The following is a 14,671-nucleotide window of genomic DNA, read 5'->3' as shown; positions in this document are numbered from 1 at the left end:
GTGTTCAGGGCGTGATCCGGTCCGAGACCAGGACGTAGTCGTAGTACAGGGGGTCCCCCTCCTCGTCCATGGGATATTCGTAGCTGCTGGTGTTGGCAAGGATGATGTTGAGGTCCGGCAGTCCGTCGAAGCCGAGATCGTTCTCTTCCACCGGATGGCCCCGCTGCTCAAGCTGCTGCTGCAACTCCTCATGCGGTGTGCGGAAGACATCCAGCCCCTCAAGCAAGACGCGGACGTCCGCATTCTCATTGCGGAAGCGCGACACCTCGATGGAGTTCAGAAACTCGTCCTGGCGGAAGATGAGCACGAAGGTGAACCGGAATTCCTCGTGAGAGACGACGAACTTGCCGGGCGGTCGCTCATCCGGGCTATTCGCGACCGTACCCCACTCCCGGGCTGCCGCCATCGCCTCGTCAAAGTGCATGCCGATCCGAAACGACGCGACACCGACATGCGGCAAAAGTTCGACATCCATCCTTAATCCTTCGTTGTCGGGTCACTGCAACAGGGCGGCTTCATCGATCGTCCAGCCGCGCTTTGCGAGCATGTCCTGTAGAGGTTTGTTGTCCTTCAGGCTGGCCACCATATCTTCGATGTGCTGATCGTACTTGCCGGGGAACTTGTGCTTGATGTCATCGATGTCCATCTTCATGGCCTCGGTAATCTTCCCCTGGTTGACCAGTTCCCGCTGCCACATCTGCCAAGCCTGTGCTTGCGGGTCGTAATCGGTACTGCGTAGTTGTTTGTGGTCCCCCAACTCCATGCGGATGGCCGGGCCGTAATTGACCTTCTGTTTCTTATGGTGCTTGCCTGCCCGGTAGAAGCCCGGATCGGTGATGTCCTTCCAAGCCGCCTTGGACGGGATGTGATTGCGCTCCATGTCGATGGGCGAGAGGCGGTTCCCGTTGCTGTCCACCAGATTGGACGGCTGGAGCCCGTAGTACCAGCCACCGTCATCCGTACACCCCTTGGCGATCAGTCCCTCGGGGTCCATCCGCGTATGCGGGTTGGTGACGTACGCCACCGGATTCGGTGACGGACCCAGGCCGAGGGGGTCGGGTGAGGTGTAGCGCGCCGTCTCGGGGTCGTAGTGGCGGAAGTAGTTGTAGTGGAGGCCGGTTTCCGGGTCGTCGTACTGGCCCGGGAACCGCAGCGGGGTGTACGCGGCGGCGCCGCGGCTCCAGGACGTGGCGCCCCACAAGGTGGACCGCCCGCGCCAGGCGATCTCACCGGACTCGTCGATCAGCTCCGTAGGCGCGCCGATGAGGTCGGTGACGATGGCGAAGAAGCGGCTGTCCACCTCCGACTGCGCGGACTCGGGGTCCAGTCGGCGTTCGAGCTGGGCAAGCGGCTGGTAGCCCTCGTAGTCCCAGGTGAGGGTGAGGCCGGTGGCCGGGTCCGTCTGTTCGGCCAGAGTGCTGCCGTCCCAGCTGAAGTGGAGGGATTCGAGCACGGTGCGGCCGTCGTCCGCCATTCGGTGCTTTCCGGTGCGGCGGCCGAGCGGGTCGTACGTATACCGCCATATCGCGCCGTCCGGGGTGGTGCAGGAGACCAGCCGGTCCTCGGCGTCCCACTCATAACGCCAGGTGTCGGGCTTCCTCGACAGCCGTGTCTTCTGCCGCAGGACGACCCTCCCCGCGGCGTCGTACTCGTACCGCACCTTGCCCGCCGTGAGCACCCGGGTTCCCTCGTAGGTGCGCTCGCCGCGGCTCTCGGCGCGGCGGGCCCTGTCGGGCCACTCGGCCCGGGTCTGGTTCCCCGCGGCGTCGTACGCGTAGCTCTCGGACCAGTTCTCGGCGGTGACACTCAGCGGGCGTCCCACCGGGTCGAGGTCGAAGCGCGTGCTGCGGCCGGTCAGTTCGTCGGTCCTGGAGGTGAGGAAACCGTCGGTTCGGTAGCCGTAGGTGCGTGAGCGCAGCGTACGCGTGCCGCTGGACACCGACTGGGAGGTCAGGCGGCCGATCTCGTCCCAGCCCGATGCGAGAGTGATGGGCGCGTCGGCGGGCCCGAAGGTGCGCAGGAGTTCATGGCCCAGCACATCGTGGGTGAAGTCCAGGGTGTGGCCGGCTGTGGAGACGCGGACCCGGTTGCCTCCGGCGTCGTAGGCGAAGTCCGTGACCGCCCCGGTGGGGGTGGTGCGCGAGATGAGTTGGCCCGCGGTGTCGTAGCCGTATCGCATGGTGCGGCCGTCGACGGTTTCCGACACGAGCCGGCCCATCGCATCCCGTTCGAGGGCGACGGCCGAGGTGGGCGATACGGCCTGGGTCAGCCGGTCTCCGGCGTCGTACGTGTAGTGGGTGACGACACCGTCCGCGTCTTTCGCCAGCACGTTGCCCAGGGGGTCGAACGTCATGGAGATGTGCTGGCCGAGCGGGGTGACGCGGGTGGTGAGCCGCCCCATCGCGTCATACGCGTAGGTGGAGGTGCGGCCGTCGAAGTCGGTCTCCGAGATCAGCAGGCCGGACGGTCCGTAGGTGTACGTCCAGGACATCCCTTGCGGATTGCGCACCTCGGTGAGGCGCAGTTCGGTGTCGTAGGTGAACTCGTACCGCGCCCCGTCGGCGCCGGTGCGGGCCGCCAGCCGGTCGAACCGCGTGTACTCGAAGCGGGCGACCGCGCCGAGGGCGTTGGTGTACGACAGGCAGTTGCCCTCGTCGTCCCAAGTCCACGAGTCGGTCGCGCCGTCCGGTGTCACACGGCGCGACAGCCATCCTTCCGGTGTCCATTCCAGCCGGGTGACCGCTCCCGTGGGGTCGATGCTCTCGACCGGCCGGCCGAACGCGTCACGCTTGACCGCGTAGGTGCCACCGAGAGCGTCGGTGACGGACAGGGTGACACCGGCCTGGTCGTTGGTGCGCCGTTCCGTGTCACCGGTGGGGTAAGTCACGGTGGCCAGCGCGCCCGTCATGTCGTGCGTGAAGCGGGTGGAGGTGCCGTCGGGCGCGATGATGGCGGTCCGGTTGCCGCGCTCGTCGAAGGTCTGCCGCCAGGTCGTGCCGTCGGGGCCGGTGAGCGCCTCCGGCAGGTGGTGTGCGTTGTAGGAGGCCGTCGACTGCCGTCCGTCGGGGAACTGGACCGCGGTGAGATTGCCGTTGTCGTCCCAGGTGAAGTGGGCGGTGTTGCCGAGCTGGTCGGTGCGGGAGAGCAGATTGTCCCAGCGGTCCCATGCGAAGTGGACGGTGTGGCCCAGCGGATCGGTCTCGGCTATGACCTGGCCGAGACCGTTGAATCGGGTCACCGTGACCGCGCCCGTGGAGTCGGTGAACCGGGTGATGCGGTTGGCCGGGTCGTAGGAGAAGCGGGAGGAGAGCGCGCCGTCCGGGCCGATGGTCTCCACAACGCGGCCCGCCGCGTCGTACACGTACCTGTACGTGAAGTCGTTGCGGTCGGTCCAGGAGGTCACGCGTTGCGCGTCGTCGTACGTGAACCGCAGGGGCGCGCCGGAGGAGTTGGTGATCGCGTCGAGGTTGCGGCGATCGTCGTAGCCGAAGGACGTGAACCGGACGGGCCCCTCCGGGGTGTGCAGGGCCAGTGCGGTGACCCGGCCCAGCTCCGCGTCGGTGGTCACCAGGACGCGGTATCCGGCCTCGTGGAGGACCGTGGTGGGCAGGCCGTCCTGGTCGCGGCTGATCTGAATGGCGTTGCCGTTGCGGTCCTCGATCTCACGGAGCCAGTACAGCTCGCTCGAATGGTAGGCGTTGCCGGTGAAGCGCCGGACCAGGCCGGAACGCGGGTCACTCACGGCATAGGTGACGTCGCCCAGCTCCGTCCGGCCGACGTAGATGAGCGGTAAACGGTCGCCTTCGAGCGGCCATACCTGTTCCTCCTCGTCGCGGGGCAGGCTCGGGTAGAGGAGCAGCGAGCCGTCCTCGCGGGCCCACACGGCGCCCTCGGGGATCACCTCCAGCCGCTCGTCGAGCGTCGAGGCCCAGCTCACGCCGAAGCAATGGCCGTAGCGATAGCCGGATATGTGCGTGCGGCAGAGGATGAGGGGCAGTACGCCGGGGAGGGAGAGGTCCGTCTGGGACATCACCATCTCCCCGCTGGCCATGTCGACCGGGTCGGTCGCACAGCGCCGCTTGTTCAGCGGGATGCCCTTGCCGCGAGGATCGTCCTTGACGTCGCGCATCGAGTTCGGCTTGAGGTGGGAGGCGCCGCCCTTGCTGCCGTTGGGGGCTTTCCAGCCATCGTTGTTGCGGTCTTTCCTGCGGAAGGTCGCGCCGATGTCGATGTCGTTGTGCTTGTTGTCGGTGGAGATCTGCTTGACAGCCTTGGGCAGTTTGGTGGTGACGTGGTCGTCCATGGTCTTGAGCGCCTTCTCCAGGGCGCCCACGGCCTTGTCCGCGACCGGGTCAATGGCCTCCGCGATGCTGTCCCGCCCACGGGTGCGGCTGTGATGTGACTTCGCCTTGCCCAGCTTTCCGGCGGTCTTGGTACGGAAGTTGACGCTCAGGCCGCTGAGCTGAGTGGAGGCGTGGTCATGCTCGCTGTGGTCGATGCGCAGGCCCTTGGACTTGCCGCCACCGCCACCACCGCGGCCGTCCGCGGAGGCCAGGTGCATGCCCTCCTTCGCGCCCTGCACACCGTCCTTGAACCCCTCCTTGCCCGCCTGCTGCGCCTGGCCCAGATCCACCCCGTCCTGCAACCCCATGGCAGTGGCGCCGACTTGGACGACGAGGTCGGCGGCCAGGTTCTCCAGGGCGGCGACGGCCGGTTCGGTCAGGGCCGCGACGATGTAACCGACCGCCTCCTCGGCGCACTCCTTGATCAGCCGCCGGACCGCCTCCTGCGTCGCCCGTATCGCCCCCGCGCCCAGTAGCGCCGACAGCCCACCGGTCACCGGGATCAGCGACAGTGCGATACCGGCCTCACTGGCCAGATAGCCGAGCTGGACCAGCGCGGCGCCCTTCATCCCCTCGACCGCGGTGGCCGCGGTGTCCATTGCCCCGGCGATGGTGCGCGCGGCGGAGGCGATGTCCCTGATGTGGGTGCCCTTGACCTTGCCCCAGTGCAGGTTGAGGGCGTCCATCGCCTCGCCGTACCCCGACGACAGCAGCCGCTCCACATGCCCGTTGGCGAGCTGCCCGTCGTCCTCCAAGTCGTCGGCGAACTCCCGCAAGGAGTCCGCCATATCGCGATAAGCATCCTCATCGATGTTCGGCCACGAGACGCCGATCACATCCAGCAGCGTGTCGGCCCAATCCGGCACCGTGACGGCCACGTTCCCCATCCCCCCTGCCAACGCACATGCGTTCAGCGATTGCGTGTGCGCCTCAAGCTTCGCATGCGATCGGTTTTGACCATCGCAGGCACGCCGGGGTCTAGGACTGACCGGAAGCCTCGAGGACGTCGCGGAGTTGGGCGCGGGCCGTGACGCCGAGTTTGGGGAAGCTGCGGTAGAGGTGGGAGCCCACGGTTCGGGGGGAGAGGAAGAGGCGTTCGCCGATCTCGCGGTTGCTCAGGCCCTTCGCGGCGAGGCGGATGATGTGCTGCTGCTGGGGCGTGAGGGAAGTGAGGGCGTCGGGGGTGGTGGGGGCCGGGTCGACGCCGGCGGCGCGGAGTTCGGCCTGGGCGCGGTCGGTCCAGGGGTGGGCGCCGAGGCGGCGGAACGTCTCCAGCGCGGTGTGCAGGAGGGGGCGGGCGTCGGTGATGCGGTGGGCACGGCGCAGCCATTCGGCGTGGTCCAGGAGGATCTGGGCGCGTTCGAAGGGCCATTGACGGCCCGCCGGGTCGGCGAGGGCCGAGGTGAAGTGCGGTTCCGCCCGGGACGGGTCGAGCAGGGCGTGGGCGCGGTGGATCAGGGCGCGCATCCGGGGTGAGGGGTCGTCGGCGAGCCGCTTTTCGGTGCGTTCCACGATGGCGGCGGCCTCCGCGTGGTGGCCCGTGCGTACGGCCGCGGCGGCGAGTTCGGCGACTCCGGCGTGGGAGCAGGCGTAGTGGACGGGGTCGCCGTCGGGGGTGAACAGCAGCCGGAACTGTTCGTACGCGGTCGTCTGGTCGCCCTCGGCGACGGCGGCCATGCCCAGGGCCCAGCGGGCGCGGACGGCGACCGCGCGGCTGCGGTGCGGGTCGACCAGGGACAGGGCCGCCGACGCGGCGGTGCGGGCCTCGGCGGTCCGTCCGGTCAGGGCCAGCGGGGCGGCTTCGAGGGACCGTACGGCGGCTTCGAGGTGGGGCATCCCGGCGACGGAGGAGGCGGTGTTCGCGGCGGCGATCCGGGCCTGTGCCCAGAGTCCGTGGTCCAGGTACGCCCATCCCGCGGTGCAGCCCAGACCGGTGGGCAGGGTGCCGCGCAGGCGCCAGCGGTCGAGGGCGTCGTCGAAGATCCGTACCGCGAGGGCCGTCTCGTCGAGCAGCCACGCCATCGCGCCGAGCGAGTTGAGCAGGGCGGGGTCGCCGTCGGCCCGCTCCACCAACGCCGGGAGCGCCGCCACCCGTTCGGAGCGGGCTTCGGTGGGGTCGGTCACGGTGAGCGTCCAGGGGTCGCCCTGCGCCCGTTCGCGGATGGCGAGCCGGTGGTCCTCGTCGCCGGAGTAGAAACCGGCCACGGACGCCAGGCCGACGGCCGTCCGGCGCAGCCGGGGGTCCGCCGCCGCCCGCGTCAGCAAGGTCAGCGCGGTGTCGTGCTCGGCGCTCAGGGTGAGCACCTGCCCGACCCGCAGCGACGCCTCGGCCACCAGCGCCGGGTCGTCGGTGAGCGCGCGGGCCCGCGCGGCGAGTTCGCGGACCCAGTGCGGCTGACCGGTGGCGACGGCCTCGCGGGCGGCCGCCACCAGGCGGCGGGCGCGGTCGTGGGGTGCGGGGCTCAGCTCGGCGGCGCGTTCCAGCGCGGTGACGGCGGCGGTGTACCCGCCGCGGGTCCGGGCCCGGCCCGCGGACTCCTCCAGTGCGGCGGCGATCGCCTCGTCCGGGCCCTCCGCGGCGGCGGCCAGGTGCCAGGCGCGGCGGTCGGGTTCCCCGGTGAGCGACGCGGCGAGGTCGCGGTGCGCTCGGCGCCGGTCGGCGAGCGGTACGGAGTGGTAGATCGCGGACCGGATCAGCGGATGCCGGAAGCGGGCCCGCCGGGCGTCGCCGCCGCCGGTGATGCGGAGCAGTCCGGCGGCCTCGGCCGGGGCCAGCGCCTCGATCCGGCCCGCCACGGCCCGTTCGTCGGCGGCGACCAGGAGCAGGGCGCGGCGGGTGGCGTCGGGCAGGGCGTCGAGGTCGGCGGCGTAGAGCCGCATCAGGCGGTCGGTGGGTGGCAGGAGGTCTTCGGCGGTGGAGTCGGTGGGGTGCGTGAGCCCTGTGGGGTCCGGGGAGTGCGTGAGCCCTGCGGGGGCCGTGCCGTTCGTCCCGCACGCGCGGGCCAGTTCGACCAGGGCCAGCGGATTTCCGGCGGCCTGGTCGAGGACGCGCATCCGGCGGCCGCCGGTGGGCGGATACGGCTGCCGGTCCAGCAGTTGAACCGCGGCGGCGGCGTCCAGCGGGCCCAGCGCGAGCGTGGGAAATCCGGAGAACGCCGCCGGGGCCGCCGCGCCCGTCGTGTCCCGGGTCCCCGCGAGGACGGCGAGGGGTTCGCCGTCGATGCGCCGGGCGGCGAAGGCCAGCGCCTCCAGCGAACCGGTGTCGATCCAGTGCAGATCGTCCACCAGCACGAGCAGGGGCGACCGCTGGGCGAGATCGGACAGCAGGGCGAGCAGCGCGACGCCGAGCAGCAGCCGGTCGGGCGGCCCGGTGGCGTCGTCGTCCTCCGCGCCGATCGCGCCGAGCAGGGCCGACCGCTGGCGGGCGGGCAGCCGGGCGGCGTCGTCGAGGATCGGCCGCAGCAGCTGGTGCAGCCCGGCGAACGGCAGGTTCGCCTCGCTCTCGCTGCCCGTCATCCGCAGCACCCGGCCCTGGTGCCGGTCCGCCGCCAGCGCAAGCAGGGTGCTCTTGCCCGCGCCCGGTTCTCCCGTCACGATCAGCACGCCGCTGGTCACACCGAGCACGGCCGCGCTCTCGCGCTCCCTCCCGACGATGGTCATCACCCGACTGTATCCGCCGGTGCAGTCATGTGACGGATACCGCCGGGCCCGGGCCCGCGAGCAGGCTGGACGCATGGACACCATGACACTTGGCAACGTCGACATCAGCCGCGTGGTCGAGCTGCCCCCGACGGGCCTCCCCCGCGACATCATCTTTCCCGATGTGCCCATGGAGCACTGGCGCGCGCACGAGAGCTGGCTGGCCCCCGACTTCGTGGACCTGGCCGCCGACGAGGTGCGCACGATGATCCAGACCTGGGTGCTGCGCAGCGAGGGCCGGACCATCCTCATCGACACCGGCATCGGCAACGGCCGCGAGCGGCCGCACATGCCGTTCTTCCATCACCTGGACACCGACTACCTCGGCGAGCTGGCCGCGGCGGGGGTGCGGCCGGAGGACGTCGACACGGTGATCTGCACGCATGTACACGGCGACCACGTCGGCTGGAACACCACGCTGGTCGACGGCGAGTGGCGGCCGACCTTCCCCAACGCGCAGTACGTGATCTCACGCGCCGACTTCGACTACTGGAACCCGGAGAACGGCCACCGGACCCGCTCGGGCCCGAAGATGGCGAACGTCTTCGAGGACAGCGTGGCCCCGGTCCACCGGGCGGGGCAGACCGTGCTGTGGGAGGGCGACCACTACGACATCGACGCCCACCTGCGCCTCGAACCCGCCCCCGGCCACACGCCCGGCTCCACCGTCGTACGGCTGCGCTCGGGCACGGACCGGGCGCTGTTCGCGGGCGACCTGCTGCACAGCCCGCTCCAGTTCGCCGAGCCGCATGACAGCCCCTGCTTCGACGAGGACGAGGGCCGGGCCCGGATCGCCCGGCGCCGCGTGCTGGAGTCGGCCGCGGACGAAGGCGCCCTGCTGTTCCCCGCGCACTTCCCCGGTGCGGGCGCGGCCGAAGTGCGGCGCGACGGCGACCGGTTCGCGGTGAAGGAGTGGGCGGCATGGCGGTGAGGGTCTTCCGTAACATCCCGTACGCAGCCGCCCCGACCGGTGCCGCGCGGTTCGCGGCGCCGACACCGGCAGAGGCACCGGCGGAGGCGCCGACACCGGTGGACGGCGTGCGCGATGTCGCCGTGCCGGGGCCGACCGCGCCCGCCCCGGCACGGCGGTTCCCGCTGGACCTGAGCCCGGTGATGGGTCCGGGCTGGGTGCGCGGCGACGACTATCTGACGGTCAACGTCTGGGCCCCGGAGGAACCGGAGGAAGGGGGCGGCGGAAACGCCCCCGTGATGGTCTTCGTGCACGGCGGCGGCTTCCTGTCCGGCACCGGCCAGGCACCGCTGTTCGACGGGACGTCCTTCGCCCGCGACGGCGTCGTCCTGGTCACGCTCAACTACCGGCTCGGTGCGCCCGGCTGGCTCGATCTGCCGGACGCACCGCGCAACCGCGGCCTGCTGGACGTGGTCGCCGCGCTGCGGTGGGTGCGCGAGCACATCGCGGAGTTCGGCGGGGACCCGGACCGGGTCACGGTGTTCGGGCAGTCGGCGGGCGCGATGATCGTCAGCGCGCTGCTGGTGACGCCCGAGGCGGCCGGGCTGTTCCGGCGCGCCATCAGCCAGAGCGGCGGACTGCACACCGTGACCGGCGCGCAGGCGGCGGAGACGACCCGGGCGCTGGCCGACCGGCTGGGCGTTCCGGCGACGGTGGCGGGGTTCGCCGGGATCCCCGACGAACAGCTGGTGGCCGCGGTGGACGAACTGCCCGATCCCGGGGCACGGGTGACCCCGTTCGGGGTGGTGCTGGACGACGTGCCCGAGGCGCACCCGGTTGACCTGATGGTGGGCACGAACACCCAGGAATCGCGGCTCTACCAGCGGCCGGAGCTCAATGTGGCCATCGACGCGATGTTCCGGGGCGGCAGTCAGCGGCTGGTGTCCCTGCACGGCAAGGCATTTACGTACGACTTCGACTGGCGGGACGGCCCGTTCGGCGCCTGCCACACCGCGGAACTCCCGTTCGTGTTCGACAACACCGGCCTGCCCGCCCTCCGTACGCCGGACGGGCTGCTCGGGCCGGACCTACCGCCGTCGCTCGCCGTGGAGATGCACGGCGCGTGGGTGCGCTTCGCCACCACCGGGGATCCCGGCTGGTCGGGGACGCACCGATTCGGTTAGCCCGGGGCACCGGTTCGATTGGCCGACGCACCGGTTCGGTTGACCGACGCACCGGTTCGGTTGGCCGGGACATGGCCGCCGTGGCTCAGTAGCCGCGGCGGACGTTGTCCACGGCCGCCTCGTCGCGGCGCCGGTCCCGCCGCTGCCGTTCGGCCGCCAGCTCGGCGAGCGCGTCGTCGAGGGTGGTGAGCACGCGCGCCACCGCGTCGTCGGACACCTTCGGGGGCTCCCCGGCCCCCTCGCCGCCCTGATCGCGGATGCCGATGGCCTCCGTCAGGGCGGCCAGGACGGGTTCGTCCGACCGCTGCCGGTTCGCCGCCCGGTGGCGGGCTTCGGTGTCGACCAGGGCCAGTTCGCGGGTCCAGAACACCTTCCAGCGGCGGTTGCGCTGCCGGACGAGCTGCCCGTCCGCCTCCAGCGCGGACAGATAGGCGGCGGACAGCCCGCGGCCCCGACGCCACAGCCAGTCGCCGACGGACTCGTACGGCTCCTCGCGGACGAGCGACGAGGTGGCCTGGCGCAGCAGCGGGTCGGCGGGCGCGCCCGTGGGGCCCGGCACGATGCGCTCGCCGTCCAGCCCGACTTCCTCGGCGCCCAGGAGGTCGATCAGCTCGGCTCCGGCGAGCGCGAGCGACAGATCGCCCCGCTCCACCAGGCGGCTGGGCTCCGCGTCCATGGTGACGATCATCAGGTCCCGCGGTGTGGTCATGAAAGGGCTCCCTGTCACGGTGACCGTTACGACCAGTGTCCTCCGCGTGTCGTACGGATGCATCCTTCCAGGTCGGGACTTGGCTTTCCGTGTCCGAGTGATCGAGACTGTGGTCATGCACATGGACGGGGCGGGCCAGGAGTACGTCGTCAAGACCGACCCGGGGACGGTGGCCCGGATGCGGGCCTCGTTGCTGCGCACCATGCCGTGGTCCGCGTGGGGCACGGCCATCATCTCCGTGTTGCTCGGCGCCGCCATAGCCGCGATGGTCTTCGCCCTGGATCTCGGGGGCACCGAGCTGTGGTTCCTGCTCTTTGCGTGGCCGGTGCCGGTCTACCTGTATGACTCCAAGCGCCAGTTCACCGTGATACGGCGGCTCAAGCAGACCTGGGCGGTCAAGGAGATCTCCCCGGTCGCGATGCGGGTGACCGACGAGGGTCTGTGGTGTGCCATCGACGCTGCGCCCGAGGACGTTTTCCTCCCCTGGGCCGCGGTCACGAACGTCCAGGTGAAGGTCCGTGGCCGCATCAGCGCGCTGCTGGTGGCGCTCGCCCCCGGCGCCACCACCGCCCCCGGGGTCAGCGGGCTGGACCAGCCCGAGGTCCGGCGCCGGACACGGCGGAACTGGAAGGGCGTATCCCGACTCCGCGTGCCCGTCTTCTCCCCGCGCCAGCCGGTCAGCGAGAGCGAGATCGACCAGGCGCTCGGCCACTTCTCGGGCGGACGCGTGCGCGTGCGCTGACACCATCCGGCTCTCCCCCGTCTTCGCGGGGTGCGGACTCCATGGTGGATGGGGTGCGGTGAGCGGGAGCCTGCTCACCATGAGCTTACGTACCGTACGCACCGCCGTCGTCGGCTCGCTCGCCGCCGCGGTCGCGTTCGCCGGGCAACTCGCCGCCCCGCAGGCCGCATCCGCCGACCCCCTGCGCCCGTTCACCACCCAGCGTCCGCACTGGACGGCATGCGACCACCAAGAGCTGGACCGGGCCGGGGCCCGCTGTGCCACGATCCGGGTGCCACTGGACTACCGGAAACCGGGCGGGCGCACCCTGACCCTCGGTTTCTCCCGTATCAAGGCCACCGACACGGCGCACCGCATCGGTCTGCTGATGCACAACTCCGGTGGCCCCGGAGGCACTTCGCTCGACATGCCGCTGCTCGACGCGCCCGCCATGGGCAAGGAGCTGGCCGCCCGGTACGACCTGATCGGCATGGATCCGCGCGGAGTCGGCCGCAGCAGCCCGCTGCACTGCGGTACCTCCGGGCACTGGCTGCGCTCCGCCGGGTACGACGCCGCGGGGTTCCGGGCGCAGGCCCGGTACGAGGCCGGCCTGGTGCGCAGCTGTCAGCGGACGTACGGCAAGGACGTGTCGTATCTGCGCCACTTCACGACCCGGAACACCGCCCGCGACATGGATGTGCTGCGCGCGGTGCTGGGTGAGCCGAGGACGTCGTACTTCGGCGTCTCGTACGGCACCTACCTGGGAGCGGTGTACGCGAAGATGTTCCCGGGCCGCACCGACCGGCTGCTGCTGGACAGCGCGATGGACCCGGCGCGCTACATCGTGGGGGCGTTGCACGACGCGACCGCGGCCAACGAGGAGTTCCTGGACGCCTGGGCGGCGTGGGCGGCCCGCCGGAACGGCACCTACGGTCTGGGGGCCACCACCGCGGAGGTCCGCGCGACCGTCGAGCGGATCGCCCGGCAGGCCGCCCGCACGCCCCTGGAGGTGGGCCGCTACACGGCCGACGGCCAGCAGGTGCCGCAGCTGCTGAGCATGCTGCTGGTCGACGACCGGAAGTTCGCCGAGGCGGCGCAGAACATCCGGCTGCTGTCCGACGCGGCCGCCGGGCGCGCCGTGGAGCCGACCGAGGCGCTGGCCGCGGCGCTCGGCCCGCCGGACGACGAGACGGAGGCGCAGAACTCGCTCCAGCTGGCCCTGTTGTGCGGAGACACTGCGGTGCCGCGCGAGCTCTCCTGGTACCGGCGCAACGTCGAGCGCAGCCGGGCCGAAGCGCCGGTGTACGGCCCGCTGTTCAACAGCGTCAGCCCGTGCGCGTTCTGGCCGAACGCGCCGGTCGAGCCGCCGGTGCGGAGCGGCAACGCCGCGCCCGGTCTGATCGTCCAGGCCACCGGCGATACGCGGACCAGCTACGCCAACGGGCAGGGGCTGCACCGGCGGATGCCGCACTCCCGTCTGATCACCCTGGAGGCACGGGTGCACGGGGTGTACGGCACGTATCCGAACCGCTGTGTGGACGAGCAGGTCAACGACTATCTGCGGACCGGGAAGCTGCCCGCGCGGGACACCGTCTGCCGGAAGGATCCGGCGGGTGACTGACCTGGTGTCCGATCGCGCCGTCAACGACCGCTCCCTTGCGCCCAGTTATCCGGACCCGCGAGTAACCGGCCGCGCCGGGCGGCCTACGATCCTTGCAAAGAGGCGCCGCGATCGCCACGGATCGCGCCCGGAAACGGAGGAGAACGCCATGACCGCGCAAGGGGTAGCACCCCAGACCGGGAGTGGGCCGGAGCCCCCCAACACCCCGCTCAACCAGGGACGACCACACAGCGCCCGGATGTACGACTACTTCCTGGGCGGCAAGGACAACTACGTCGCCGACCGCCAGGCCGCCGCCAAGGTGCTCACGCTGTGGCCGGGCGTGATGGTCGCGGCGCGCACCAACCGCGCGTTCATGCAGCGCGCGGTCCGGTTCCTCGCCGCCGAGCGGGGAATCCGCCAGTTCCTCGACATCGGCACCGGCATTCCCACCCGGCCCAACCTGCACGAGGTCGCCCAGGGGGTGGCCCCGGAGAGCCGGATCGTCTACGCCGACAACGACCCGATCGTGCTGGCCCACGCGCAGACGCTGCTCAGCAGCCATCCCGAGGGGCGCACGGCGTACGTCGACGCGAATGTCGCCGAGCCCGACGCGATCCTCTCCTCCCCCGGCGTCACCGAGGTGCTGGACCTGTCCCGGCCCGTGGCCCTGAGCCTGTGCGCGCTGCTGCACTTCGTGCCCGACGACTGGGAGCCGCACGAAATCGTGCGGAAGCTGGTCGAACCGCTCGCGCCCGGTTCGTATCTCATCCTCAGCCACATCACCCCGGACTTCGATCCCGAGGCCACCCAGCGGACCGTGCAGATCTACCACAGCGGGGGCATCCAGGGGAAAATCCGCACCCGGGACGAGGTGGAGCGGTTCTTCACCGGCCTGGAGCTGGTCGAGCCCGGCCTGGTGGTGCCGCACCGCTGGCGCACCGACCTGGCCACCGGGGGCCCGGGGGTGGAGACCGGCGACGTGACCGACGAAGAGGTGTCCTTCTGGGCGGGCGTCGCCCGTAAGCCCTAGGTGATGGTCGGGCGGACGGTTCCGCGTTCCTGTCTCGTTGCCCCTCTCTTGAGGGGATTTACGCCAAGTCACTGTGCGTGCCTTCCCGGTTCGCTACTGTGACGGCATGAGCGCCAGGAACGTGGACCCCGCCGACGAGTGGCCGCTGCCTCCGCCCTGGATGTGGGGGTGCGGCAAGTGCACCGAGCTGTACCGGGCGATGAAGCAGGCCCCCAAGCTGGTGGACGCCGCGCTGGAGGAGCTGGGGCCGGGGGTGGACTGCGACCCCCATGACTCCATCGTGTCGACCCAGATCCGGCTGGCCCGGCACATCGCCACCCGTCATGTCTCGGAGCTGCCCGAGGCCGACGAGGAGTGCGAGCGGTGCGTGTCGGACGCCTCCGGGAACCTTCCGGCCGTGCTCGCCCTGGAGCACCGCGCCCGGCATCTCTTCGCCCCGCCCAGCATCGTCGACATGCTGTAGTCGACCTGT

At 71.0% G+C, this 14,671-nt stretch carries 10 protein-coding genes; 6 read left to right on the top strand and 4 right to left on the bottom strand.

Features of this window, described 5'->3' with window-relative positions; all coding sequences use genetic code 11:
* Positions 1-4 precede the first annotated feature (4 nt).
* From HYQ63_RS39425 to HYQ63_RS39415, 3 genes are all read right to left on the bottom strand, one after another.
* On the bottom strand, positions 5-475 hold the full coding sequence (locus tag HYQ63_RS39425) for a hypothetical protein (RefSeq protein WP_179938581.1): 471 nt from the start codon (positions 473-475) through the stop codon (positions 5-7).
* Between the two features lie 21 nt (positions 476-496).
* Entirely contained in the window at positions 497-5,221 is a 4,725-nt protein-coding gene (locus tag HYQ63_RS39420) for a DUF6531 domain-containing protein (RefSeq protein ID WP_179938579.1), read from the bottom strand.
* A 100-nt stretch (positions 5,222-5,321) separates the two neighbouring features.
* Positions 5,322-8,003 (bottom strand): AAA family ATPase, encoded by a 2,682-nt coding sequence (locus HYQ63_RS39415; protein WP_257232451.1) that lies wholly within the window; start codon positions 8,001-8,003, stop codon positions 5,322-5,324.
* 73 nt (positions 8,004-8,076) lie between these two features.
* Between HYQ63_RS39415 and HYQ63_RS39410 the strand changes: the two genes are divergently transcribed.
* Both HYQ63_RS39410 and HYQ63_RS39405 read left to right on the top strand, forming a co-directional pair.
* Positions 8,077-8,973 (top strand): MBL fold metallo-hydrolase, encoded by an 897-nt coding sequence (locus HYQ63_RS39410; RefSeq protein WP_179938575.1) that lies wholly within the window; start codon positions 8,077-8,079, stop codon positions 8,971-8,973.
* Positions 8,964-10,136 carry a carboxylesterase family protein gene (locus HYQ63_RS39405; protein ID WP_179938573.1) on the top strand — a complete coding sequence of 391 codons (1,173 nt, stop codon included), beginning with the start codon at positions 8,964-8,966 and terminating at the stop codon, positions 10,134-10,136. The genes HYQ63_RS39410 and HYQ63_RS39405 overlap by 10 nt, the downstream gene beginning before the upstream one ends.
* Positions 10,137-10,221: 85 nt before the next feature.
* On the opposite strand, the gene HYQ63_RS39400 is transcribed toward HYQ63_RS39405, so the two are convergent.
* Complete coding sequence (locus tag HYQ63_RS39400; RefSeq protein ID WP_179938571.1) at positions 10,222-10,845, bottom strand: GPP34 family phosphoprotein; 624 nt, start codon at positions 10,843-10,845, stop codon at positions 10,222-10,224.
* 97 nt (positions 10,846-10,942) lie between these two features.
* On the opposite strand from HYQ63_RS39400, the gene HYQ63_RS39395 reads away from it, so the two are divergent.
* The 4 genes from HYQ63_RS39395 to HYQ63_RS39380 all read left to right on the top strand — a co-directional run bounded on the left by HYQ63_RS39395 (position 10,943) and on the right by HYQ63_RS39380 (position 14,662).
* Positions 10,943-11,587 carry a hypothetical protein gene (locus tag HYQ63_RS39395; RefSeq protein WP_179938569.1) on the top strand — a complete coding sequence of 215 codons (645 nt, stop codon included), beginning with the start codon at positions 10,943-10,945 and terminating at the stop codon, positions 11,585-11,587.
* Between the two features lie 79 nt (positions 11,588-11,666).
* Positions 11,667-13,187 carry an alpha/beta hydrolase gene (locus HYQ63_RS39390; RefSeq protein WP_179938567.1) on the top strand — a complete coding sequence of 507 codons (1,521 nt, stop codon included), beginning with the start codon at positions 11,667-11,669 and terminating at the stop codon, positions 13,185-13,187.
* 148 nt (positions 13,188-13,335) lie between these two features.
* A complete protein-coding gene (locus HYQ63_RS39385; RefSeq protein WP_179938565.1) occupies positions 13,336-14,199 on the top strand; it encodes an SAM-dependent methyltransferase in 864 nt (287 codons plus the stop codon).
* Positions 14,200-14,305: 106 nt separating this feature from the next.
* Positions 14,306-14,662 carry a hypothetical protein gene (locus HYQ63_RS39380; protein ID WP_257232450.1) on the top strand — a complete coding sequence of 119 codons (357 nt, stop codon included), beginning with the start codon at positions 14,306-14,308 and terminating at the stop codon, positions 14,660-14,662.
* Positions 14,663-14,671 lie beyond the last annotated feature (9 nt).

This window comes from Streptomyces sp. Rer75, assembly GCF_013414305.1.
Taxonomy (GTDB): domain Bacteria; phylum Actinomycetota; class Actinomycetes; order Streptomycetales; family Streptomycetaceae; genus Streptomyces; species Streptomyces himastatinicus.
This window is presented reverse-complemented; position numbering and strand designations above follow the sequence as displayed.

What these genes read in the sequence shown, in the direction of transcription:
- HYQ63_RS39425 (WP_179938581.1), bottom strand. Translation starts at nt 475, where the DNA reads ATGGATGTCGAACTTTTGCCGCATGTCGGTGTCGCGTCGTTTCGGATC.
- HYQ63_RS39415 (WP_257232451.1), bottom strand. Translation starts at nt 8,003, where the DNA reads ATGACCATCGTCGGGAGGGAGCGCGAGAGCGCGGCCGTGCTCGGTGTG.
- HYQ63_RS39410 (WP_179938575.1), top strand. Translation starts at nt 8,077, where the DNA reads ATGGACACCATGACACTTGGCAACGTCGACATCAGCCGCGTGGTCGAG.
- HYQ63_RS39405 (WP_179938573.1), top strand. Translation starts at nt 8,964, where the DNA reads ATGGCGGTGAGGGTCTTCCGTAACATCCCGTACGCAGCCGCCCCGACC.
- HYQ63_RS39400 (WP_179938571.1), bottom strand. Translation starts at nt 10,845, where the DNA reads ATGACCACACCGCGGGACCTGATGATCGTCACCATGGACGCGGAGCCC.
- HYQ63_RS39390 (WP_179938567.1), top strand. Translation starts at nt 11,667, where the DNA reads ATGAGCTTACGTACCGTACGCACCGCCGTCGTCGGCTCGCTCGCCGCC.
- HYQ63_RS39385 (WP_179938565.1), top strand. Translation starts at nt 13,336, where the DNA reads ATGACCGCGCAAGGGGTAGCACCCCAGACCGGGAGTGGGCCGGAGCCC.
- HYQ63_RS39380 (WP_257232450.1), top strand. Translation starts at nt 14,306, where the DNA reads ATGAGCGCCAGGAACGTGGACCCCGCCGACGAGTGGCCGCTGCCTCCG.